Origin of the sequence: Anaerobacillus sp. 1_MG-2023, assembly GCF_030547345.1 — a bacterium.
In the GTDB taxonomy this organism is placed as follows: Bacteria; Bacillota; Bacilli; order Bacillales; family Guptibacillaceae; genus Guptibacillus; species Guptibacillus hwajinpoensis_B.
Map to the genome: position 1 here is coordinate 82,231 of NZ_JAUORD010000015.1, position 23,579 is coordinate 105,809.

Below are 23,579 nucleotides of genomic sequence, written 5' to 3' on the forward strand. Positions count from 1 at the left end.
CAAACAGGAGGATATTCCTCCTGTTTTTTTATGTATTTTCACAAAAAAGGAGAGATTTATATAGAAAATTGAACGATTCATACGAAAAATGTAAAAAGATTGTTTTGACAAGGACATACGTACTAGATATACTATAAACAAAATAATCTGAATTTACTTAAAAGTCTTAACCTTTTTCTGGAAGGGGGCTTATGGTGAAAAAGGTTAACATTTGTCTAAGGGGGTAATTTATTTGGAAAATCGTGCGCAATGGGGGACAAGGGCTGGTTTTATTTTAGCCGCAGTTGGTTCAGCAATAGGTCTAGGGAACATTTGGAGATTTCCGGCCGTAGCCTATGACAACGGTGGTGGGGCATTTTTTATTCCTTATTTATTTGCATTATTAACAGCCGGAATTCCAATTCTTATTCTTGAATTTACATTGGGTCATAAATTCCGTGGGTCCGCACCACTTTCATTCTTTAGAATGAATAAGAAAATGGAATGGCTAGGGTGGTGGGGCGTTATCGTTGCATTCGTCATCTCCACATACTACGCGGTAATTATTGCGTGGGCCATCTCTTATAGCTATTTTGCATTTAATCAAAGTTGGGGTTCTGATACAGAAGCATTCCTCTTCAATGATTATTTGAAATTAACGGTTGATCCTGGACAAACAGGTAGTATCGTACCAGGCGTATTCCTTCCATTAATTGCCGTATGGATCATTACACTTGGCGTACTTCTTGCTGGAGTTAAAAAGGGCATTGAGCGTGCTAATAAAATTTTCATTCCTACATTAATTGTTCTTTTCTTAATCATTGTGATTCGAGCAGTGACACTGCCTGGTGCTGCTGAAGGTCTAAATGCTTTCTTTACACCGAATTTTGATAGCATTACTTCAGGAAGTGTTTGGGTTGCTGCATACGGGCAAATTTTCTTCAGTTTATCCATTGCTTTTGCTATTATGATTACTTATTCTAGTTACTTACCTAAGAAATCAGATATTACGAATAACGCGTTTATTACTGGTTTTGGTAACTCGGCGTTTGAGCTTCTAGCAGGTATTGGGGTATTCTCAGCGCTTGGATTTATGGCTCAGCAGCAAGGACTTAGCGTTGGCGAAGTAGTGAGCGGTGGCGTAGGACTAGCCTTCGTTGTCTTCCCTCAAATTATCAATGAGTTCCCAGCTTTGAACGGTTTGTTCGGATTCTTATTCTTTGCTTCACTTGTACTTGCAGGTTTGTCTTCACTCATTTCCATTTCCGAAACATATGTTGCAGGTGTTTCTGAGAAGTTCGGAATTTCTCGTACGAAAGCTGTTCTAATTGGTGGAGGGATTTCCTCTATTATCTCAATTCTGTTTGCAACGCAAGGCGGATTGTTCTTCCTTGACGCAGCTGACTACTTTATTAACCAGTTCGGAATTGCCTTTGTAGGACTAATGGAAGTCGTTGTTGTAGCATGGGTACTTCGTGAGCTTAATACGCTTGAGTCACATGCAAACGGCATTTCAGACATTTCACTGAAGTACTGGTGGAAAGCTTGTCTTGGAGTCATTACTCCTCTCGTACTTGGTTATATGATGTTCGATCTCTTTAAGACAAATCTTCTTCGTCAGTTTGATACACCGACTGGGAACTATGAAGGCTACTCAAACGGCTTTATTCTTTATAGTGGCTGGGCTGTCGCAGGATTCGCCCTTCTGGTTGGAATTCTATTCAGCCTAAAGAAATGGGACGCGAAAGCTGAACAGCAAAAGTATAAGGAGGTAAGCTAATATGGGTGGTAGCGCGATTTTCATGATGGTAGTTGGAATGGTTATTATATGGGGTGGTCTTGCGGCTAGCATTTTGAATGCTGTGAGAGTATCGAAAAAACAATAGAACATAAAAAGAAGAACTAGCGAGCTAGTTCTTCTTTTTTGCTTACTTTTTGTTGCGTATTCGTTCCTGTCGTTCCCAGAGCCTCAACGAAGGATAGGGATCATACGACCATTCTGTTCTTCCGTTGTCTTTATAGATGCCATAGTGAAGATGTGGCGGGAACTTTCCAGCCGTTCCTTTTGGTCCATATCCAGAGCTACCAACATACCCAATGATTTCACCTGGCTGTACAACATGACCTTTCTCAATGCCTTTTTCAAACCCATTTAGGTGAGCATAGTAGTGGTAATTGCCATCGATATCCCGAATCCCGATCCGCCAACCACCGTATTCATTCCATCCTTTCGTTTCGACAGTTCCATAACTTGTCGCTTTCACTCCAACACCATAAGAAGCGAAAATATCCGTTCCTTCGTGAATTCGAAGTCCGCCCCACCCACGTCGATCGCCCCAGGTGCTTCGGTAACTATAGTTTGCGTGAAGTGGTACGGGAAAAGCATGCTTATCGAGTTTAAGCGTTTTGAATGTATGATAAACAGCACTATTACTTGTAATCGTCCTTACTGCTTGGTCACGATGATAATAATCCCAAAGACCAATCTGAATATCTTCTAAAGAACTTCCATACTGTTGTATGAAAGACCCAATTGTATAAAGTAGATCTTCGTCATTAGTACGCTCGGCTTTGCCATCTCCATTGCCATCGAGGCCAATTCCATTAAAGAACGATATCGAGATAGGATCGTGATCTTCTTTATTTGGATTCGTACTCCCAGACCATTTTTCAGGCGTAATATAGATAGCTATTGCACCTTTTTCACGAGGAATATCTTTTTGTGAGCGCCTAATGCTTCGTTCATATTGATCAATACCAGCATAGATGTACCAGGGGACCTGTGTGACGGCTTCCATCTTATGAAATAACATCTTCCGTTCGTTTCTTAGTTTATCTTCGTCTATATCAGCAGCTCGAACGTTTATAGGGATGAGGAAGAAAAGAATAAGGATAAGAAAACTATATTTTCTCAAGTGTTTCTTCTCCTTTCGTAATTTGTCATTACCCTTAGTTTGGTTTTCCGTGCGTAAATCATTAGAACTAAATAATGGAAGGTCTAAAGTCTTAATCCTCAATAGATTCACACTTTTTATAGAAATGAATGAGTTACCTATGGTATTCTTTATTACAGAAAAGTAATAGGTGAGGTGAGTGTAGTGAGTAAGAAAGAAGAATATTTAAGAAAACCAGAGTGGTTGAAAATAAAACTAAATACAAACCAAAATTATAAAGGCTTAAAAAAGATGATGCGCGAGAAAAAGTTACATACGGTCTGTGAGGAAGCGCGTTGTCCGAATATCCATGAATGTTGGGCTGTTCGTAAGACGGCAACTTTTATGATTCTTGGTGATGTTTGTACTCGTGCATGCCGTTTTTGTGCAGTAAAAACTGGTCTTCCAACTGAGCTTGATTGGGCAGAGCCTGAACGCGTTGCGGATTCCGTTGAACAGATGGGACTAAAACACGTGGTCATTACCGCTGTAGCGCGAGATGATTTAAAAGATGGTGGTGCTGCTGTTTTTGCTGAAACCGTACGTGCTATTCGTCGTAAAAATCCGTTCTGTTCGATCGAAGTTCTTCCATCAGACATGGGTGGACAATATGAAGCGCTTGAAACACTCATGGATGCGAAACCGGATATTATGAACCACAATATCGAAACAGTGGAGCGCCTAACGCCAAGAGTGAGAGCACGCGCAAAATATCGTCGTACACTAGAGTTTCTTCAGCGTGCAAAAGAAATGAATCCTGAGATTCCGACTAAATCCAGCATCATGCTAGGGTTAGGTGAAACAAAAGAGGAAATCATTCAAACACTTGATGATCTTCGCGCACATGATGTTGATATTGTTACACTTGGACAATACTTACAACCATCGAAAAAGCATTTAAAAGTAGAAAAATACTGGACGCCTCAAGAGTTTCTTGAGCTCAAAGATATCGCGCTGGAAAAAGGCTTTAAACACTGTGAATCTGGTCCAATGGTTCGTTCGTCTTATCATGCTGATGAGCAAGTCAATGCAGCTAAGCAGGCTTCGAAGTAATGGATAAGTAATAGGAAAGATAAAAAAATCGGCCTTTATCGGGCCGATTTTTTTACTTCGACATCATTTCTTTTCCATCTGTATCATTTAAGTCTTCATTCATTTCGCCCTTCATCTCACCGTTCTCATTCTCTCCATCACTTACTTTTTTCCCTTGTGGCGCTTTCTTCATTTTGGCAATCGTTTCTTCTATGCTCTTCTCGAGTTCTCCATTTGCAGTGGAGGCATTTTGATATCGCTCGACCTCAGCAATCATTCCTTCTTCGTCAGAAACATAGACGTGATAATATCTTGGAATGACAGAAAGAGCCGTTTTCTTTACTTGATCCGCAGTGGCATCACGATCTTTTGTTGTTGTTTTATAGCCAATGAGAACTTCTTCATCTGTTACTAGCGTTGCGACATCATTGACATAAGGTAAAACAATTGCCATTGAACCGATCATATCTGACATACGATCACGATCAAGGTAGGCAATGTTCTCGGGTTGTTTTTGAGAATTCATGTTGTTTGTATTTCGTGTATGACGCACATATCCAAAGCCACCCTTTTTGGACTTTTCCTGAGAGTTAGCGGTGTTCATACCGTATTCATCGGGATCCGTTTTAACAGGTGTTAAATCTGCGTGGTCAAAGGAATCTGTTGCATTTTCTCCCTGGCATGCCCCAAGTCCTAATACGAGTGGCAGTATGAGCAGAATTTGTTTTTTCAATAACCTTCACCTCCATACTGTTATCATGACCGAACTCTGTTCCTTTTTTACTGGTATTACTTGGACAAATCGAATAAAAAAGGTATCATAAGACTAATGAGCCCATTTTGAAATGAGGGATAAAGAATGATAAAAGTAAATCAACATACGTTTGAGTTGATGAAGGATGAAAGAGAAGGTTGGAACGAAGAAGCTTTTCTTGCTCGATATAGTGAGATTCTGGATAAATATGATTACATTGTTGGGGATTGGGGATATGGTCAGCTTAGATTAAAAGGATTCTTTGAGGACCGTAACCAAAAAGCAACTTTCGATACAAAATTCAGCACGGTGCTTGATTATTTATATGAATACTGCAACTTCGGCTGCCCTTATTTTGTATTAAAGAAGCAGAAGAAGGAAAAACCGAAGAAACAACAACAAGAAGCATAAGCCCTAAGGGCTTATGCTTTGTATGGTTTTTCGGAGTCTTTTTCTGGATCATCGTGTGGTGGATGTGAGCCAGGGTCCTGACGAGGTAAATGTTGGTGAAGATTTTTATTTTCGTAATTAAATGCACTATAGGAACGCTGCCCTTCTCGCCAAGGTGAGGTTTTACCGAGCTTTTTATTCACCGGTGAACCGTATGGACCTTCTGGCGTATCTTCAGGGAGGACGTAATTTCGCCCTTTCTCTACGTTAGCAAAGTCTTGATAATCTTCTTCATCAAACATGAATAAACACCACCTTTAGGAGGTAGTGTATTCATTGTCTGATAAAATATTAGTGACTTAAGACTTCTCTCAAGAAGGTACGAAGTTCTTCAGCATCTTCCTCATTGAGAGAGTAGGCATGCTCGAGATTTCCAGGCTCATTTAGATCATCGTGGCCGATAATTGCAAATTTGCCTCCTTGAATATCGAGGACTAACGATTTTCCATAAAAGCGATCTGATTTTACAATACAAAGGTCAAACCGATGATTGCTTCCCATAAAGCAGACGAACCTGGCTTCAGTGGCCTCCTGTTCGTCGTAGATGAGTCGTTCATCTTCCATCATAGCACCCTCCTTTTCTAGTTAACGCTATCATACCATCTTATGAGGCGTTCTCATACAAGCTTTCATTAGAAAATGTAAGCCGTTGCATTTTAAGATATGATAAAATGTAGAGAAGTATTTAATACCGTTTCAGAAAATGGTGATTGAATCATAAGTGTTAGAGGTAGGTGCATGAGTATGTATTTTGTGGATCGTAAGAAAATAGAAGAACAGCTGGTTTATTTCGATAAAATGATTGTTCTTATGAAGGAAAGTTCTTTTCAAACAGAACTTCATTTTCTCGGATTAGAGCGAATTCATCACGTTGTCATTGAGAGCATGATTGACGTAGGGAACAGCATCATTGATGGGTTCATTATGCGAGATCCCGGGAGCTATGAAGATATTATTGAAATCCTAGCTGATGAAAAAGTAATTTCAACTGAAAATACTATTATGTTAAAAGAAGTCGTGGGCATGAGAAAACCACTAATGCAGCAATATGTTATGCTTGATCATGAAGCATTGGAGCAAAATCTTCGGAATAACCTCAGTGCACTAGAGCAGTTTCCTACTGATATAAGAACATACTTAAATCAAGAATTAGGGGCTGTTTCAGCTTTTCTTCCAGATAATGAAGATTGATGTTAAGGTAAACACACATTGTAAAGAAAGTAAGGTGTTTTTGATGAAAAGAGTAAGAAACGATCAGCTGACATTTTTTATTCAAAAACCCGAATATATGAACCGCTTTCATTAATGAAAGCGGTTTTCTTATGGATTGGATAAGTAGAAGGAGGATAATAAGTACATGAAAAACTATAAAGGCTATTTAATTGATCTAGATGGTACAATGTATCGAGGCACTGAAAAAATTCACGAAGCAGTCGAGTTTGTGAAGCGTTTAAAGGAAGCAAATATTCCCTATTTATTTGTGACGAACAATTCATCAAAACGGAAAGAACAAGTTTCTGATAAGCTAGAGGCGTTTGGTGTACCATGTACGCCAGATCACGTGTTTACAACAAGCATGGCAACAGCAAGTTATATCTCTAATGAAAAGCAAGATGCTTCGGTTTATGTGATTGGAGAAGAAGGCATTCGTGATGCCTTAACGGATGAAGGTTTAATGATTCAAGACGACAATCCAGACTATGTTGTCGTTGGGATTGACCGTTCAATCACATACGAAAAATTTGCGAAGGCGTGCATTGCCGTTCGAAACGGAGCTACTTTTATATCGACAAATGGAGATATTGCGATTCCAACTGAACGAGGATTGTTACCCGGTAATGGTTCATTGACGGCAGTCGTGACTGTTTCAACGGAAGTAGACCCTATTTTTATTGGGAAGCCTGAACCGATTATTATGGAACAAGCTCTTGCTCAACTTGGTACACCGAAAGAAGAGACGTTGATGGTTGGGGATAATTATCGCACCGATATTCTTGCAGGTATCAATGCCGGTTTGGATACATTGCTTGTTCATACAGGCGTAACAACGAAAGAGCACTTGTTATCAGTCGAAAAGCAACCCGAGTATACGGCTCTTACGCTAGATGAATGGCAAATATAAAAACGCCCATTGGGCGTTTTTATATTTGCCGTTATTCTGTTTTTTGAGCTCTATGGGCAAGTCGACTAGATGCAGCTGCCGCAATAGCTCCCACAATATCGTCAAGGTAGGTATGGCATGCACCACTGGATTTATCATTTAACTTTTCGAGAATACCAGGCTTTTGTTTATCGATAAAACCATAGTTCGTAAGGCCAATCGATCCGTATACATTTACAATTGAAAGAGCGATGATTTCGTCTACTCCATATAGACCTTCATCTTTCATTAATATATCTTGTAGAGGCTGATCAAGCAGTTTTCTTTCCGTAAGTTCGTCAAGCTGAATTCCCGTGAGCACTGCATTTTGCACTTCTCTTTTTGAAAGTACACGTTCTACATTTTGTATGCAAGTTTCCATTTCAAGGTTAGGGTGATATTTTTCTTGGAGATAGAAAACAAGGTCTGCGATATCTTTGATCTCGACACCACGTTCTTTTAATTTACTTCTCGCTGCTTGTTCTACAAGGTCCATAGGTTCTTGGCCCATTCTTGTCCCACCTAACTTTATAGTAAATTGGTATTGGATGTTATTGATTATATTAGTATATGGTAAGTCAGGAAGAAATATGACACTAAACTTCTGTGACTACTTTACACCGATTGGGCGCGCGGGGCATATAGTACGGTATTAAGACGAATTGCCGGAGGGTTAATATGCTTGAACGAGAGGTTTTTCATCAATATGGCATCGTTATAGATCAACATAATGTTAAAAATAGTGGATATTTGCTTCGTACATCTGATCAATCTGAATTTATTTTGAGACGTGCACTAAGTGAACAAGAGAGTGAATTTCCCTGGTATGTAATGGTTGCAAACTTTCTTAATCAACAGAATGAACCTACAATGTTACCGATTTCTTCAAGAAGAGGGAAGTATATAGAGACAATTCAAAATGAGGCGTATGTTCTTTATCAAAAACCGTATGATCGAAATAATCGCATTCATCACAGTGATGGGAGTCGGCTAGCGCTATTTCATAGGAAAGCAGGTAATCTCCTTGCAGCTTATAATGAATTACCAGAAATTCAACCGTGGCAGATGAGGTGGCAGTACAGGATAGACCAACTTGAATCTTTTCGTGAGGAATTGAAGAATCAGACTCAGCCTCTCAGAGAATTTGATGAATGGTTTATAGAAACATTCCCCTATTATTCTGGCTTATCAGAGAATGCGATTCAGTACATTGTGGACTGTGGCATCGACATGGGAATGAATCCATTTCAGATTAGAACTCTTGCGTTTAATCGGTATACGGCCAATTATCACCGTACATCTGAAGGGCTATTTCCGAATGATCTCATCCTTGACCATCCAGCGAGAGATCTTGCTGAGTGGATTAGATATGAGCTAGTGGAGGGCGAAGGGAATTTTGAAGGCATCAGGCAATTTATGTGGGATTATCATGAGAGGCGTACGTTAACTCAAATGGATTGGAATCTACTGTATGCTCGTTTGTTATTCCCTCTTCCATATGTAGAGACAGTCGAGCATTACTATAGTGATGGCAATTTGAAGGAGAAAGAAAAGAGCTTTGTGAATTTAAAGGAACTTGTGAGAAGAGAAGGCGAAAGGGAGGAAATGTACCGTTTGTTGTTTCAGGAATTGATGGGTGAATATGGTAAGCAAATGAGAAGAGTAGATTGGTTAAGTTAAAAATAAAAACCCCCTCCATGACAGAGGGGGTGGATGTGTTTGGTTTAAAATACTTGCTCGAGTTCAGTTACGCCAGGAACTTCTTCAAGAAGTGCGCGTTCAATACCTGCTTTAAGTGTGATAGTGGAACTAGGGCAACTGCCGCATGCTCCCATTAAACGTACTTTAACTACGCCTTCTTCGATGTCTACAAGCTCTACGTCTCCACCGTCACGCAGAAGGAATGGACGTAGTTTATTCAATACATCTTGTACTTGCTCTTGCATCATTCATCGACTCCCTTCATACTTCCATTATACTAATGATTATGTTAAAAATCTATGTGCTAATGTAGAATGATTATAATTCTCATCCTAACTTTATCATGGTATGAATCCATATTCAAGATTGGAACATGAAAAAGGCCAATGCTTCTTTTCTACATGATAGGAATAGGGTACAATGAAGGTAAATTGATTGAATAGAAAGGACGTTTTCACCATGGAAGAAGTACTCGTCTATGGAGCAGGTGAGCGCTGTGCGAGCTGTGTTAACTTACCTTCTTCAGAGGAAACGGCTGAATGGCTTAAAGCGGCCCTCGACCGCAAGTATCCAGATCGCCAAATAGTCGTTCGATATATTGATATTCATAGTAAACTTTCCGGATATGAGGCGGCTTTCGCTTCAAAAGTGATTGATGAAGATCTGTTCTATCCAGTTGTTGTCGTCCGAAATGAAATTGTGTCAGAAGGTAACCCTAAATTAAAAGACTTATATGCTGTTCTAGAAGACCGTTCTGCAACGGCTTAAATGATAAAACCCGTGAACAAATTTGTTCACGGGTTTTATATTACGAAAAAGTATATTTGCTTCTTATAAAGTTCAACTTTATTAACCGTTATGGTTCTTATACATCCATAATATACCTGACTTAAGTAGGCGAGGAACTCGGCCAGTAAGTGGACGATTGGCCATGACACCAAAGCCGTGCTTGCTTCCGAGTGAACCAAGCGTTCCTTTAATTTTAATTGGTGGAAGCGCAGGTGGTGTTTCTTTTTTCCATTGTTTCTGCAATACGAGAGCAATTTGTTCTGCTTGTTCCTCAGCAAGCTGAGCACTTGGTGCGTGTGGCAAGCTTGCACAGTCTCCTACAACAAAAACATTCTCATGACTTGGAACAGAATGATAGTCATTTAAGACGATTCGCTTCTGGGCATCTTTTTCAACGTCAAGATCTCTTACGATTTTGTTAGGTTGGATGCCAGCTGTCCAAACAATCGAATCACAGTGGACAGGCTCTCCATGATTAAAGAGCGTATTAGGTTCCACCTTTGTAATATTCGATTCACTAACAACTTCTACGTTACGCTCCTCAAACCAGGATTGAACGTATTTTCCAAGTCGTTCTGGGAAGGCAGAAAGAATAGTGTGTCCTCGATCAAATAGCTTAATTTGAAGATCTGGCCTACTTTCATGAAGTTCACTTGCTAGCTCCACTCCGCTAAGTCCTGCACCAACAATACCAACGACAGATTTAGCGCCGAGATTGTTCAATACTTCATACGTTCTTCGAGATGAATCAATCGTTTGAATGCTTAGCGTATGAACATCTGCACCTGGTACGTTATGATACTTATCTTCACATCCTAGTCCAATGACGAGCGTGTCATATGCAAGGTCATCATCGTCATTTAGGTGAATAACATTTGAGTCAAGATTAATACTAGTGATTTCGCCGTATTTGATTTCTAGCTTCTTATGAACAGGGAATTGAACACGTATGTGATGATCACTTGCTGTTCCGGCAGCAAGTGCATAATACTCGGTTTTCATACTGTGATAAGGGTTTCGGTCAACAAGCGTAATTGTGAGGTCTTCTGGTAGATCAGATGCAAATAATTTCTGTAGGATACGCATACCGCCGTATCCTCCGCCTAATAGCACTAGCCTTTTCATGATAAGAGGTCCCCTTTAATAAAATTACATAACGCTGTCTCCCTATAATTAAGTAGAAAAGATGTAGAAGAAATGATGAATAAGGAAGAAAAAAGGAAGCGACACGCGCTATAATATAGTTATACGATTCATTATGTTATGACAGTTAAAAGTATAGCGAAACTGTGACTTATGTACAATAACATTTCTTAAATGCTTAACTGGGGAGTGCTTTACTTTGAAGACAATCGAATTTTGTGCGGGAAACTTGAGAGAGAATAAGCGCGTATGGGAGGCCCTGGAGAAGATCCACGATATTGAATTAATTGACTACGGCTGTCTTGGTTATTGTGGGAACTGCTACTCTGAGTCTTTTGCTATCGTAGATGGACGTTTAGTAAATGCAGATACATCTGAAGCTTTAATAGAAAAAATAATGCGAAAATTAAACGAAGAAAATTAAGGGCTTTCACTGCTCAGTTTCTGTGTTATAATGACAAAGGTCCATTGAAGTCTAATAGAGAGAGAACGGACTTTTTATTTTCCGCGTACGCGCGAAAAATGTCGAATATTCAGATAACAAAACACTGTTTGTAAGCGCTGTATTTAGCTAATTGCTATAATATTTCTATTTAAAATCTGGTAATGGGGTAGGCTATGCTTATAAACGGGTTCAATAATTAACAAGGGGTGTAAAATATGCAAATTTTATGGGGATTCGGTGGTATGGCTGTGTTATTTGCCATCGCACTAATCTTTTCTACAAATCGCAAAGCGATTAACCTTCGTACGGTACTGGGTGCACTTGCCATTCAGGTTGCATTTGCATTTGTAGTATTAAAATGGGAAGCAGGTAAGACTGCTTTAAAGCAACTATCATTATTCGTTCAGGATATTATTGGATATGCTAATGAGGGAATTGGCTTTCTTTTCGGTGGCTTAATTGGAAATGAAGACATTGGAATGATCTTTGCATTTCAAGTACTAACGATCATTATTTTCTTCTCTTCTCTTATTTCTGTTCTTTATTACCTTGGGATTATGCAGTGGGTTATCCGTCTACTTGGTGGAGCGATTTCATGGGCGCTTGGAACAAGTAAAGCGGAGTCACTATCAGCTACTGCAAATATCTTTGTTGGTCAAACGGAAGCGCCACTTGTCATCAAACCTTATTTAGATAAAATGACGAAATCAGAACTTTTTGCAGTTATGACAGGAGGACTTGCTTCGGTAGCTGGTTCTGTCCTGATTGGTTATTCTTTATTAGGTGTACCGCTTGAGTATTTACTAGCGGCAAGTTTCATGGCAGCACCAGGTGGTTTGTTAATGGCTAAGCTCATCATGCCAGAGACAGAAACACCAGAAACAGCGAAAGAAATTAAGATGGAAAGAAACGAAGATCACGTAAACGTGATTGACGCTGCTGCACATGGTGCATCAGACGGTCTGAAACTTGCTTTAAACGTTGGAGCGATGCTTCTTGCGTTTATCGCATTGATTGCCTTGCTAAACGGTTTACTTGGAGCAGTTGGTGGATGGTTTGGCGCAGGAAGCATAACGATTCAGCAGATTCTTGGGTATATCTTCTCACCACTTGCCTTTGTTATTGGTGTTCCGTGGCAAGATGCTGTTCAAGCAGGTAACTACATTGGACAGAAGTTGATTCTTAATGAATTTGTAGCTTTCTCTTCTTTCGGTCCAGAAATTAGTGCTGGAAACCTAACTGACAAATCAGTTGCGATTATCAGTTTTGCTCTTTGTGGATTTGCGAATTTCTCTTCTCTTGCTATTTTACTTGGAGGCCTTGGAGGTCTGGCGCCTAAACGTCGCCCTGAAATTGCAAAGCTTGGAATGCGCGCAATCCTTGCAGGTACGCTTGCGAACCTTTTAAATGCTGCAATCGCAGGTATGCTTATTTTCTAAATTTGAAAGCCTCTTTTATAGAGGCTTTTTTTTATACCTTTCTGATTGATTGTGTTGAAAACGGAAGGCGAAGCGGTGTTGTTTTTTACCTGTTTTACGGTATACTTGTCTAAATAATAGACAGGGGGGATCACTCGTGAGTAGCTTTGAACATACATTGCCATATGATCGTATGATGGGGGACGTCTATGTTCCGCATTGTCCATTTTGTCATAGTGAGAATGTTTTAACGCCTATGACAGAACGAGATTACCAACAAGGTTGTGAAGAAATCAAAACAAGACTCGTGATGCCTTGCTGTAACGGCAAGCTCATGATTGAGAAAATTGATAGTGATTATTTCTGGACGACAGAAGCTGTTCGAAAGAGCCATTAAAATATAGAAAGAGTGAAAGCATTGCAAGAGATAACATATACAAAAATGCACGGTCTTGGTAACAATTACATTTACATCAACTTATTTGAGCAAAAGTTAGAAGAAAAGAATCTTCCTCATTACGCAAGAGAAGTATCGGATGTCTACACGGGTATAGGATCGGATGGAATGATTTTGATTTGCCCTTCCGATCAAGCAGAAGTGAAGATGAGAATTTTTAATAAAGATGGTTCTGAAGGGAAAAACTGTGGTAATGGCCTCCGCTGTGTAGCTAAGTATGCATATGAAAACAAGCTGGTTTCTTCAACGAAATTTGCAATTGAAACGCTAGCAGGACTTGTACAGGCAGAAGTTCATTTAGCGGGTGATCGTGTGGAAACTGTTACGATTGATATGGGCAGACCAGAGTGGACAAGAGGAAGTCTTCCTATGAAAGGAAATTCAGAAGACGAAGTGATTGATGAAACGGTGTTTTTTGAAGAAGAACCGCTTCAAATGACGGGAGTATCGATGGGGAATCCTCACATGGTGATGTTTGTCGATAATATAGAAAAGGCTCCTCTCACAACAGCGGGACCTTATTTTACAGATCATCAGCTATTTCCAGAAAGTATTAATGTTGAATTTGTTGAAGTAGTCTCTAGCAGTGAATACCATTTTCGGGTATGGGAGAGAGGCTCTGGTATTACTCAAGCTTGTGGAACAGGCGCGTGTGCAGCAGTAGTAGCAGGTGTATTAAATAACAAAACATTAAAGGGTACAGAGGTGACAGTTCACCTTGCAGGCGGCGATCTGAAAATTACGTGGGATGAAGATGATCACATCTGGATGACAGGTCCAGCAGTGACGATATCAACTGGAGTTTATTATATGGTGAAATAACTGGATATTTGTAAATGATAGGATACTGATATAGAATAATAAGTGGTTATAAATAGAAGGACCATTCAAGACTCCGACTGTGAAAAGATACGGCGTGAAATTCTATGCGCAAAAATGACTCAAGCCGATATAGTACTTGCCTTGAATTACCTGGAACTATTGGCATATGGTCAAAAACCTGATAAGAAGCATAATCTGATATTACAGTTGAAATACAATCATTAGGCTAGCGAAGTGAGTATTTCTGTTTGATAGTGTTCAATTGTTGAGCTTAGTTCTATAGCACGATATACTAATAGTAGCATTACGGTGATTGGAGGGATTTAAATGATCCATTTATCTGAAGCTGCAGCAGCACAGGTAAAAGAAATGATGAAGCAAGAAGAAGGCGACAATCTTTATTTGCGCGTAGGTGTTAAAGGTGGCGGCTGTACCGGTTTAAGCTATGGCATGGGCTTTGACACAGAAATGAAGGAAGATGATCAAGCTCTCGACGCTCAGCATGGCGTAACGATTATTATGGATAACGAAAGCGCACCCGTTTTAAACGGTGTAAATATTGATTATAAACAAAACATGATGGGCGGCGGATTCACCATCGATAATCCGAACGCGATCGCATCATGCGGCTGTGGTTCTTCTTTTAAGACAGCGACAAACGCTGGTACGCCGGAGAATTGTTAAGAATTTAATATCGGATAGGGTGAGTCATTACCCTTAGTTTAAAGCTTCTCCAACGTTCAATTATTTATTGAACGTGTGGGGGAGCTTTTTTATTACTCTCTTTCCATTATAGGTTCTGCTTTAAACTCTCTGAACAATTTATGAGCTTTTTAAATGTAATTTTAATCGAGAGCACATAATGAAAAATTTCTTTTTTTATGTCTAAAAAAAGGGATTATAGTCGTTCCATCGAACACAGTGATGGTGAAGAAAATTTATCTTCTATGAGAGTCAACATTCAAACGATCAATTTGTAAATTTACAAATTGATCGACTTTGCCAGGAAGAATGGAATGTTTATTCTAATTATGAAAAGGAGTGTCACATATGACTGAAATTGGAGTTGGGTTACAACTTTACACATTGCGAAACGAATGTGAGAAGGATTTATTCGGAACATTAATAAGAGTAGAGGGCATTGGCTACGAAGGTGTTGAACTTGCAGGATTACATGGCCATGAACCATCAGTGGTGAAAAACAAATTAGATGAACTTGGGTTAAGCGTCATTGGACATCATATCCCAATTGAGCGAATTGAAAACGAATTGGAAGCTGTTATAGAGGAGCAAAAAGTACTTGGAAACAGCCGAATTATTTGCCCATGGCTTCCACCTGAAAGAAGAAGTCATGAGGACTTTTTAAAGATAGCTAAAATCATGAAGAATGCAGCGGAAGTTTGTACTGAGCATCAAATGGAATTAGGATATCACCATCATGATTTTGAACTTGGTCGAAGTATTGAAGGGAGTGAGCTGTTCAGAATTTTAGATGCGCATTCTTCCATTCAGGCTGAATTTGATATTTACTGGCTTAACCAGGTTGGTCATGATCCAGTTGAGTGGATGCAAAAGTTCTCAGGTAGAACACCAATCATACATTTAAAGGACCGATCGGATGATGAAAGAGAAGCAACGGCTATACTTGGCACTGGTAACATTGCGATTCAGGAAGTAGTGGAGCAGGGGCAGGCATGCGACGTAAAATGGTGGGTTGTTGAGCAGGACGAATGTGATGTTGATCCGATTGAAAGTGTGACTCAGAGTTATAAGTATTTAAGAGAAATACAGCTAAAAAAATAAAATGGTTAAAATATTCAAAAAATAATGTTGAAGATTCTGTGAACTTACGTTATGCTATTTGTAATCGATTTCATGAAATCGATTACAAACGAAGGGAGGGTCTTTTGTACTTTCTGAGGAGGATGAAACATGGCAACAATTGCTGATGTCGCACACTATACAGGTCTATCACGAGCGACTGTGTCACGTGTCATCAATGATTATCCACACGTAACTAAAGACAAGCGGGAATTAGTTCATAAGGCAATGAGGGAACTAGGTTACTTTCCTAATACATCAGCTAGAAACTTGCGAAATCGAAGAACAAATCTAGTAGCTGTGTTAATTCCAAGATTAACAAATCCGTTTTTTACACTGGTTCTTAATGGAATTGAAAGCGTAGCTGAAGCGAATGGGTTTCAATTGATCATTTGTCAGACGAAATCTAGTAAGAAGAAGGAACTCGAATACTTGAATTTGTTACAGACGAAGCAAGTTGATGGTGTTATTTTCACTTCGATTGAAAATAATTGGGAAGAAATTCAGCCCTACACGGCACATGGACCGATTATACTTTGTAATGAATATCATCATGATGCGACGGTACCAATGGTTCGATTGAATCAAGTTCAGGGGAGTTATTTAGGGACAAAGCATTTAATTGAGCGAGGACATAAGCGGATTGCTTATTGTATGGGCTCAACAAGCGGGTTGTCTAATGATCGCCGCAAAGGAGTCTTTCAAGCGATTGAAGAAGCTGGCCTAGAAATAAAACCAGAATGGATCTTCCAAGATACATATACAATGGAAGACGGCGTAAGAACGTTTAACAAAATTCTTGAATTAACTGAACGACCAACGGCTATCTTTACAGGTGGAGATGAAGTTGCAGCTGCAATGGTGAAGGAAGCAAAGCGAAATGGATTAGATGTTCCGAAAGATATTGCGATACTCGGATTTGACGATCAGCCAATTGCTAGCTTAATTGAGCCAGAGCTAACAACCATATATCAACCTGGGGCTGAAATTGGCGGACAAGCTATGACTATTTTTATTGACTGTTTAAAAGGGCAGTGTGAACGTACTACTCAAAGTGTTAAAGAATTACCACTATCGCTTGTTATTCGTAACTCTACATAACTTGCGATAAATGTAAGCGTTAACTTTTTTATTGAAATCGATTTCAACCAAATTTAAGGGGGATTTATTATTATGCGAATTATGAAGAATAGTAAACTACTTTTTATCGTTTTGGCTCTTATTCTAGTTCTATCGGCATGTAGTTCTTCAAACAATTCTTCAAGTAATAACAACAGCTCTGGTGATGAAAATGCAAGTTCGGGTGACGAAGAGAAAGTAACACTTGTTTATGCGCGTGGTAAAGATGCTACTGGATCAACTGATGTAATGGTTGAGGAATTTATGAAGCAAAACCCGAATATCGAAATCGAATTCCGCGAGATGCCGACCGACACAGGAGCACAACATGATGCTTATGTCACAATGTTGAACGCTGAATCATCAGAAATTGATGTATTCGATATCGATGTAATCTGGCCAGCTGAATTCGCTCAAGCAGGATATGTTCTTCCATTAGACCGTTTCATTGAAAAAGACGGTATTAATATGGACGACTACAACCAGGGACCAGTTACGGCAGCAACATTTAACGGAAAGCAGTGGGCGATGCCTAAATTCATTGATACTGGTATGCTATTCTATCGCTCTGACTTAGTAACTGAAGCTCCAAAAACATGGGATGACTTGATGACTCAAGCTTCTGAGCTAAAAGGTGAAGACGGTACGAAGTTTGGTTACCTCATGCAAGCGAAGCAATACGAAGGTCTTGTAACAAACGCAGTTGAATTTGTCGGTTCTTACGGCGGTGCGTTTATTGATGAGAATGGAGAAGTTGTTATCAATAGCCCTGAAGCGATCAAAGGTATTTCAAAAATGGTTGAAATCGCAAACTCTGATTTCGTTCCAGGTAACATCAATACGTTTACTGAAGTCGAATCTCATACTGCATTTATTGAAGGTCAATCTCCGTTTATCCGTAACTGGCCATATCAATTCGCACTTGCGAATGATGAAGAACAGTCTAAGATTGTTGGAAACGTAGAAGTAGCTCCACTTCCTGAAGGTGACGCTGGTTCTGCTTCAGCCCTTGGCGGTTGGATGGCAGCCATCAATAATTTCTCTGAACATCCTCAAGAAGCATGGGAGTTCTTGAAGTTTATGACTGGTAAAGAAGGACAAAAAATTGATGCAATTAAAGGTTCACACGCTCCAACAATCCCTGCTCTGTTCGAAGATGAAGAAATTATCGAAGCGAACCCATTCTTTGGAGAAGAAGGATTCCAAACAGCACTTGAAGCAGCGGTTTCACGTCCTGTAGCACCAAACTACCCTGAAATCTCTGAAATCATTCAAATTCACATTTCTAAAGCGATCGCAGGAGAAGAAACTCCTGAAGAAGCAGCGGCTGCAATGGAAAAAGAAATGAATGAAAAGCTAGAAAAATAATAGAGAAGGTCATTAGCCTTCAATACGAAGGCTAATCTCTTTCCTACATATTCTCTGCAAGAAATTTCGTAGTATCAAAAAGCGGTGTCTTGTAGCGATCGTAACTAAGTGAGCAACAAGACACTTTTTCCTAAAGAGAGGAGCGTTGGTATGCAGACAGATATCGATCCAAAAGAGCCTATTAAAGTGGACAACCAGCCCAAAAAGAAGAAAAAAAACGATGCGGTTGTAGGTTATTTACTTCTTGCCCCAGCACTAATTCTTATTCTAGCGATTTCTATTTGGCCAGTTTTCCAGTCATTTTATTTTAGTCTTTTCGACCTTCGTCTTAATGAACCAACGAAATCAGAAGTTCATCTTGATTACCAAATTGATCTTGATCGGTATTTGCAAAACTATCCATTTCTAGTTGGTGCAATTAACTCTGAAATTGACAATGGAAATTCAAATGAAGAGCTTACTGAGATGAAGGCAACACTTGAGGATCTTGATGCAAGTATTAAAGAAAATCCTCAAGCTGCAAAAAACTATGATGTGATTAATGAAAAGCTTGATAAGTTTGAAAATATTCCTGACGACATGAAATACGTTGAAATCAACGAAAGTGTAGCAGAAGATTTTACGACTTCCGTTAAAGAAATCAATAGTGATTTAATGACAATCAATGAAGAAGGAAGTTTGGAAAAAGGCGATAAAATTGTTGGTTTGTCATCGGCTTTAACTGAAATTGTTGTTGAACCAAATTTCATTGGATTTCAACACTACAAAGAAAATTTAACTGATACACGGATGTGGAAATCTCTTTGGAATACGAGTGTATTTACATTTATTTCTGTTCTAGCAGAGTTAATTCTAGGCCTGGCGATTGCCCTTCTTATTAACAAAGCTTTCTTAGGACGAGGATTAATTCGAGCAAGTATTCTTATCCCGTGGGCTATTCCAACAGCTGTTGCAGCCCTCATGTGGAAGTTCCTTTATGATGGACAAAACGGTATTGTAGCGAAGCTCTTTGAAGATGTAGGATTGATAGATCGTATGTCGATGCTTCTCACTACGGATACAGGTGCAATGTTCTCTGTTATCTTCGCTGATGTGTGGAAAACGACACCTTATATGGCTTTACTTCTTCTAGCGGGACTGCAAACGATCCCATCCTCCCTCTATGAAGCCGCATCAATTGATGGAGCGAATAAATGGAAGCAGTTTGTAACGATTACATTACCACTTTTGAAAACAAGTCTTCTCGTTGCTCTCTTATTCCGGACTCTAGATGCATTCCGAGTGTTTGACTTAATATACGTATTAACTGGCGGAGGTCCAGCGAATTCAACCGAAACGATCTCGATGCTCGCTTATACATTGATGTTTACACAGACAAACTTTGGTGAAGGTTCAGCTATTTCAGTAGTTGTATTCATCTGTGTTGCCATAATTTCTGGAATCTTTATTAAATTACTCGGTGCAGAACTAATAAACGATGGAACTGGAAAGAAATGAGAATGTATTTTATCATGAATAAGGAGGGACAGCCAGATGAATAAGAAAGCGGGACCGATGTTTTACGTTTTCCTAGTTGTGTTTGTTTTTGTTGTCATGTTTCCGTTCTTATGGATGCTTGCAAGTTCGATTAAACCACTAACAGAGCTCTTTGGTGAAAAAGCGTTCAATCCTTTTACCAATAACCCAACTCTACAAAACTATGTATCCGTTTTCGTAGATTATCCTTTCCCACGCTATCTTTGGAACAGTACCGTTGTGGCGACGATTACGACTGTGTACACCGTTCTAGTCGCTTCATTCGCTGCTTATTCCATCGCGCGTCTGAATTTTAAAGGAAAACCGATTATATTGGGGATTGTCTTATCTGTATCCATGTTCCCACAAGTAGCGACGATTTCACCAATCTATATTTTTCTGAAAAACTTAGGTCTTACAAATAGTTATCTTGGCTTAATCATCCCGTACACAACGATCACGCTGCCATTATCGATCTGGCTTCTCGTTACGTTCTTCCGTAAAATTCCTTTCGATCTTGAAGAAGCAGCGAAGATCGATGGAGCATCATTATGGCAAACGTATTGGAAAGTGATTATGCCACTTGCTGTACCAGGTATTTTTACAACAGCCATTCTCGTATTTATTGCAGCCTGGAATGAGTTCTTGTTTGCCCTTACGATTAACACGGCTGATAAGTTTAAAACGGTGCCGGTCGGAATTGCCCTATTTCAGGGTCAGTATACGATCCCTTGGGGAGAAATTTCAGCAGCAACCGTTGTTGTAACCGTTCCTCTTGTTATTATGGTTTTGATTTTCCAAAGAAGAATCGTGTCAGGATTAACATCAGGTTCAGTTAAAGAATAGATAAAAATAGGAGTGGATTTTAATGCTAAACGTAACCGTATGGAATGAAAATCGTCATGAGCAGAGTAGTGAAGAAGTGCGAAGCGTCTATCCAAATGGGATTCATGGTGCTATTGCAGAATTTCTAAAAGAAGATTTTGAAGTGAAAACGGCAACGCTGGACGAACATGAACATGGTTTATCTGAAGATGTCCTGAACAACACGGACGTACTTCTCTGGTGGGGACATATCGCGCATGAAGAAGTATCTGATGAAATTGTGAATCGCGTTCATCAACGAGTTCTTGATGGAATGGGGCTTATCGTTCTTCATTCTGGTCACTTCTCTAAAATTTTCAAGAAGCTAATGGGGACAGGCTGCGATTTAAAATGGCGTGAAGCGGATGAGAAAGAGAGAATGTGGATTGTAGATCCAACCCATCCGATTGCGGAGGGACTTGGTGAGAAAATTGAGCTTGAGAGAGAAGAAATGTATGGCGAGCATTTTGATATCCCTGCACCAGATGAACTTGTGTTTGTAAGCTGGTTTGAAGGCGGAGAGGTCTTTAGAAGCGGTTGTACATATAAGAGAGGACAAGGAAAGGTTTTCTATTTCAGACCTGGTCATGAGACATATCCAACCTATTACAATAAAGAGATCCAACAGGTTATGAAAAATGCTGTAGCCTGGGCTAAACCCACGACGATACCAAAACCAGTCTATGGAAATGCAAAACCGTTAGAAACCATCGCGTCTAAATAAGAGATTGATTGAGGAGGAGAAACCATGAATGAATTAAAAATTGGTGTTATCGGATGTGGGAGTATTGCGAAACACCGCCATTTACCAGAATACGCGGCAAATACACAAATAAAAATTGCTGCGGTATGCGATATTGTGAAAACAAGAGCAGATGAAACAGCGGTTCTTTACGGAGCAAAGTCCTATGAAAGCTATGAGGAACTACTGCAAAATAGTGAGATTGATGCTGTAAGTGTTTGTACGCCAAACTACCTCCATGCCCCGATTTCTATTGCTGCATTAAAAGCAGGAAAGCATGTTCTTTGCGAAAAGCCGATGGCAACGTCACGTGCAGATGCGGAAGAAATGATTGAAGAAGCTCGCGCAAGTGGGAAGAAGTTAATGATTGCTCACAATCAACGCTTCGTTCCTTCCCACGCAAAGGCGAGAGACATTCTAGCAAGCGGTGAAATTGGCAAAGTGTATAGTTTTAGAACAGCTTTTGGACATCCTGGACCTGAAGGTTGGAGTGTGGATGGGAAAGATAGTTGGTTCTTCGAGAAAGAGAAAGCATTTATTGGAGCAATGGGAGATCTTGGTGTGCATAAGACCGATCTTATCCGCTATTTATTAAATGAAGAGATCGTAGAGGTAGGCTCGTTTGTTGAAACAAGTGCGAAGGAGTTTGCTACTGTTGATGATAGTGCAGTGTGTATCTTAAAATCTGAAAGCGGTATTATTGGAACGCTAGCAGCAAGCTGGGCTTATACAGCGAGTGAAGATAATTCAACGATTATCTATGGCGAAAAAGCGATTCTTAGACTTGAAGACGATCCAGTAAATTCGCTTGTTGTTCAGTACCAGACTGGTGAAGTAGTGAAATATGAGCTTGGTGGTATTCAAACAAATGATAGCGACGGCCAATCGAGTTCACAAGTTATCGACAAGTTCGTAGATAGCATTGTGTCAGATAAAGACGTTCCTGTAAGCGGTATGGAAGGTATGAATTCTCTTCAAGTTGTTCTCGCGGCACTAGAATCAAATGAAACGAAGAAAATCGTTAACCTGAGGTGATCAAGTGAATAAATTACGTATGGGGATTATCGGGTCTGGCGGCATCGCCCAGTCCCGACATATCCCAGCATACCAGCAGCTCTCTGAACAAGTAGAGTTGTTTGGTGTTTATGATGTTGATTATGAAAAAGCGCAGCAGGTAGGGCTTTCTTGTCATATTCCTAATGTGTACGAGCATGTACAGGATATGCTAAATGAAGTAGATGCCGTTACGATTTGCACACCGAATAAATTTCATGCTGATCTAGCTGAGCAAGCTCTACTCGCAGGCGTTCATGTTCTCTGTGAAAAGCCAATGGCGATGACAGTTACCGAATGTGATCGGATGATTGCAGCAGAGAAAAAGTCTGGCAAAATCTTATCCATCGCTTATCATTATCGCTTCATGAAGGAACCGCGTGCGGCACGTCAACTTATTCAAGAGAATGAAATCGGTGATCCAATGGTTGCAAGAGTTCAAGCTCTTCGTCGCCGAAAGGTTCCGGGCTGGGGCGTGTTTACGAATAAACAGCTTCAAGGCGGCGGTAGCTTAATAGATTATGGATGCCACTTTCTTGATTTAAGTATGTGGCTGATGGGAAACGCGAAGCCTGTTGAAGTGTCAGGAACAACATACAATCGTTTAAGCAAAACGCCTGAACAAGTGAACCAGTGGGGAGCATTTGATCACGAGACGTTTAATGTGGATGATCATGTCACGGCATATATCCGTTTTGATAATAATATTTCTATGCTCTTTGAAACATCCTGGTCAGCCAACATTGCAGAGGACAAAGAGTCTGTTAGTATCTCCGGTAGTAATGGGGGTCTCGATGTTTTTCCATTTCAATTAAATAAAGCTCAGCACGGCATGCTTTTTAATACGAGCAGTCAATGGGTACCAGGAGATGAGGACCCAGGATTGCCTCAAGCTGCGAATTTTGTGAACAGCTGTCTTGGACTAGAGGAACCGATCGTAAAATCGGAAGAGGCGAGACGGGTGTCACAAGTAATTGAAGCAATTTATGAAAGCTGTACAACTGGGAGAAGCATTCGACTTGATTAAAAACATA

The 23,579-nt window shown here is 39.9% G+C and carries 28 protein-coding genes; 21 read left to right on the plus strand and 7 right to left on the minus strand.

Translation table 11 applies throughout. The features are described 5' to 3' along the window. The first annotated feature begins 232 nt into the window (after positions 1–232). Positions 233–1,759: a sodium-dependent transporter gene (locus Q4550_RS20140; protein ID WP_303535523.1), complete on the plus strand. Its 1,527-nt coding sequence runs from the start codon at positions 233–235 to the stop codon at positions 1,757–1,759. 1 nt (position 1,760) lies between these two features. Next, complete coding sequence (locus Q4550_RS20145) at positions 1,761–1,865, plus strand: methionine/alanine import family NSS transporter small subunit (protein WP_194218990.1); 105 nt, start codon at positions 1,761–1,763, stop codon at positions 1,863–1,865. A gap of 42 nt (positions 1,866–1,907) precedes the next feature. Here the strand turns inward: Q4550_RS20145 and Q4550_RS20150 are convergent, their stop codons facing one another. Next, complete coding sequence (locus Q4550_RS20150; protein WP_303535524.1) at positions 1,908–2,894, minus strand: M23 family metallopeptidase; 987 nt, start codon at positions 2,892–2,894, stop codon at positions 1,908–1,910. A gap of 183 nt (positions 2,895–3,077) precedes the next feature. On the opposite strand from Q4550_RS20150, the gene lipA reads away from it, so the two are divergent. Continuing rightward, positions 3,078–3,965, plus strand: a complete 888-nt coding sequence (lipA, locus tag Q4550_RS20155) for a lipoyl synthase (protein WP_303535526.1) — start codon at positions 3,078–3,080, stop codon at positions 3,963–3,965. 52 nt (positions 3,966–4,017) lie between these two features. On the opposite strand, the gene Q4550_RS20160 is transcribed toward lipA, so the two are convergent. After that, complete coding sequence (locus tag Q4550_RS20160) at positions 4,018–4,677, minus strand: YhcN/YlaJ family sporulation lipoprotein (protein ID WP_303535528.1); 660 nt, start codon at positions 4,675–4,677, stop codon at positions 4,018–4,020. Positions 4,678–4,803: 126 nt separating this feature from the next. Between Q4550_RS20160 and Q4550_RS20165 the strand changes: the two genes are divergently transcribed. Further along, positions 4,804–5,109: a YutD family protein gene (locus Q4550_RS20165; protein ID WP_194218993.1), complete on the plus strand. Its 306-nt coding sequence runs from the start codon at positions 4,804–4,806 to the stop codon at positions 5,107–5,109. A gap of 11 nt (positions 5,110–5,120) precedes the next feature. Here the strand turns inward: Q4550_RS20165 and Q4550_RS20170 are convergent, their stop codons facing one another. Continuing rightward, on the minus strand, positions 5,121–5,390 hold the full coding sequence (locus tag Q4550_RS20170) for a hypothetical protein (protein ID WP_226615082.1): 270 nt from the start codon (positions 5,388–5,390) through the stop codon (positions 5,121–5,123). Between the two features lie 49 nt (positions 5,391–5,439). Next, positions 5,440–5,712, minus strand: coding sequence for a DUF3055 domain-containing protein (locus tag Q4550_RS20175; protein WP_303535532.1), 273 nt, complete (start codon positions 5,710–5,712; stop codon positions 5,440–5,442). 180 nt (positions 5,713–5,892) lie between these two features. On the opposite strand from Q4550_RS20175, the gene Q4550_RS20180 reads away from it, so the two are divergent. Together Q4550_RS20180 and Q4550_RS20185 are read left to right on the plus strand one after the other, a co-directional pair. After that, the gene (locus Q4550_RS20180) at positions 5,893–6,339 is read left to right on the plus strand and encodes a DUF86 domain-containing protein (protein ID WP_303535569.1); all 447 of its coding nucleotides are present in this window, start codon (positions 5,893–5,895) and stop codon (positions 6,337–6,339) included. Between the two features lie 166 nt (positions 6,340–6,505). After that, entirely contained in the window at positions 6,506–7,270 is a 765-nt protein-coding gene (locus Q4550_RS20185) for a TIGR01457 family HAD-type hydrolase (RefSeq protein WP_303535534.1), read from the plus strand. Positions 7,271–7,301: 31 nt separating this feature from the next. On the opposite strand, the gene Q4550_RS20190 is transcribed toward Q4550_RS20185, so the two are convergent. Continuing rightward, the gene (locus tag Q4550_RS20190; RefSeq protein WP_194218996.1) at positions 7,302–7,799 is read right to left on the minus strand and encodes a phosphatidylglycerophosphatase A family protein; all 498 of its coding nucleotides are present in this window, start codon (positions 7,797–7,799) and stop codon (positions 7,302–7,304) included. 167 nt (positions 7,800–7,966) lie between these two features. Here Q4550_RS20190 and Q4550_RS20195 point away from each other — a divergent pair, with 167 nt between their 5' ends. Further along, positions 7,967–8,968, plus strand: a complete 1,002-nt coding sequence (locus Q4550_RS20195) for a protein kinase family protein (protein ID WP_194218997.1) — start codon at positions 7,967–7,969, stop codon at positions 8,966–8,968. 44 nt (positions 8,969–9,012) lie between these two features. Here the strand turns inward: Q4550_RS20195 and Q4550_RS20200 are convergent, their stop codons facing one another. Continuing rightward, positions 9,013–9,237 carry a NifU family protein gene (locus Q4550_RS20200; protein ID WP_194218998.1) on the minus strand — a complete coding sequence of 75 codons (225 nt, stop codon included), beginning with the start codon at positions 9,235–9,237 and terminating at the stop codon, positions 9,013–9,015. A gap of 211 nt (positions 9,238–9,448) precedes the next feature. Here Q4550_RS20200 and Q4550_RS20205 point away from each other — a divergent pair, with 211 nt between their 5' ends. After that, a complete protein-coding gene (locus tag Q4550_RS20205) occupies positions 9,449–9,757 on the plus strand; it encodes a DUF1462 family protein (RefSeq protein WP_194218999.1) in 309 nt (102 codons plus the stop codon). An 81-nt stretch (positions 9,758–9,838) separates the two neighbouring features. Here the strand turns inward: Q4550_RS20205 and Q4550_RS20210 are convergent, their stop codons facing one another. After that, positions 9,839–10,903 carry an NAD(P)/FAD-dependent oxidoreductase gene (locus tag Q4550_RS20210; RefSeq protein WP_283153730.1) on the minus strand — a complete coding sequence of 355 codons (1,065 nt, stop codon included), beginning with the start codon at positions 10,901–10,903 and terminating at the stop codon, positions 9,839–9,841. A 217-nt stretch (positions 10,904–11,120) separates the two neighbouring features. Here Q4550_RS20210 and Q4550_RS20215 point away from each other — a divergent pair, with 217 nt between their 5' ends. From Q4550_RS20215 to Q4550_RS20275, 13 genes are all read left to right on the plus strand, one after another. Beyond that, the gene (locus tag Q4550_RS20215; protein WP_283153731.1) at positions 11,121–11,345 is read left to right on the plus strand and encodes a YuzB family protein; all 225 of its coding nucleotides are present in this window, start codon (positions 11,121–11,123) and stop codon (positions 11,343–11,345) included. A 236-nt stretch (positions 11,346–11,581) separates the two neighbouring features. Continuing rightward, on the plus strand, positions 11,582–12,805 hold the full coding sequence (locus tag Q4550_RS20220; protein ID WP_194219002.1) for a NupC/NupG family nucleoside CNT transporter: 1,224 nt from the start codon (positions 11,582–11,584) through the stop codon (positions 12,803–12,805). 136 nt (positions 12,806–12,941) lie between these two features. Further along, entirely contained in the window at positions 12,942–13,181 is a 240-nt protein-coding gene (locus Q4550_RS20225; protein WP_226615075.1) for a hypothetical protein, read from the plus strand. A 21-nt stretch (positions 13,182–13,202) separates the two neighbouring features. After that, a complete protein-coding gene (gene dapF / locus Q4550_RS20230; RefSeq protein WP_303535538.1) occupies positions 13,203–14,063 on the plus strand; it encodes a diaminopimelate epimerase in 861 nt (286 codons plus the stop codon). Positions 14,064–14,390: 327 nt separating this feature from the next. Next, positions 14,391–14,747, plus strand: coding sequence for a HesB/IscA family protein (locus Q4550_RS20235; RefSeq protein ID WP_283153732.1), 357 nt, complete (start codon positions 14,391–14,393; stop codon positions 14,745–14,747). Positions 14,748–15,113: 366 nt separating this feature from the next. Continuing rightward, positions 15,114–15,866 carry a sugar phosphate isomerase/epimerase family protein gene (locus Q4550_RS20240; protein ID WP_303535540.1) on the plus strand — a complete coding sequence of 251 codons (753 nt, stop codon included), beginning with the start codon at positions 15,114–15,116 and terminating at the stop codon, positions 15,864–15,866. A gap of 129 nt (positions 15,867–15,995) precedes the next feature. Beyond that, the gene (locus Q4550_RS20245) at positions 15,996–16,985 is read left to right on the plus strand and encodes a LacI family DNA-binding transcriptional regulator (protein ID WP_303535541.1); all 990 of its coding nucleotides are present in this window, start codon (positions 15,996–15,998) and stop codon (positions 16,983–16,985) included. Positions 16,986–17,057: 72 nt separating this feature from the next. Further along, positions 17,058–18,371 carry an ABC transporter substrate-binding protein gene (locus Q4550_RS20250; RefSeq protein ID WP_303535542.1) on the plus strand — a complete coding sequence of 438 codons (1,314 nt, stop codon included), beginning with the start codon at positions 17,058–17,060 and terminating at the stop codon, positions 18,369–18,371. 150 nt (positions 18,372–18,521) lie between these two features. Next, on the plus strand, positions 18,522–19,868 hold the full coding sequence (locus tag Q4550_RS20255) for a carbohydrate ABC transporter permease (RefSeq protein ID WP_303535544.1): 1,347 nt from the start codon (positions 18,522–18,524) through the stop codon (positions 19,866–19,868). Between the two features lie 36 nt (positions 19,869–19,904). Further along, positions 19,905–20,732 carry a carbohydrate ABC transporter permease gene (locus Q4550_RS20260; RefSeq protein ID WP_098444829.1) on the plus strand — a complete coding sequence of 276 codons (828 nt, stop codon included), beginning with the start codon at positions 19,905–19,907 and terminating at the stop codon, positions 20,730–20,732. A 22-nt stretch (positions 20,733–20,754) separates the two neighbouring features. After that, positions 20,755–21,474, plus strand: coding sequence for a ThuA domain-containing protein (locus Q4550_RS20265; RefSeq protein ID WP_303535547.1), 720 nt, complete (start codon positions 20,755–20,757; stop codon positions 21,472–21,474). Between the two features lie 24 nt (positions 21,475–21,498). Beyond that, complete coding sequence (locus Q4550_RS20270; RefSeq protein ID WP_303535549.1) at positions 21,499–22,527, plus strand: Gfo/Idh/MocA family protein; 1,029 nt, start codon at positions 21,499–21,501, stop codon at positions 22,525–22,527. 4 nt (positions 22,528–22,531) lie between these two features. Further along, entirely contained in the window at positions 22,532–23,572 is a 1,041-nt protein-coding gene (locus Q4550_RS20275) for a Gfo/Idh/MocA family protein (RefSeq protein WP_303535550.1), read from the plus strand. The last annotated feature ends 7 nt before the right edge of the window (positions 23,573–23,579 follow it).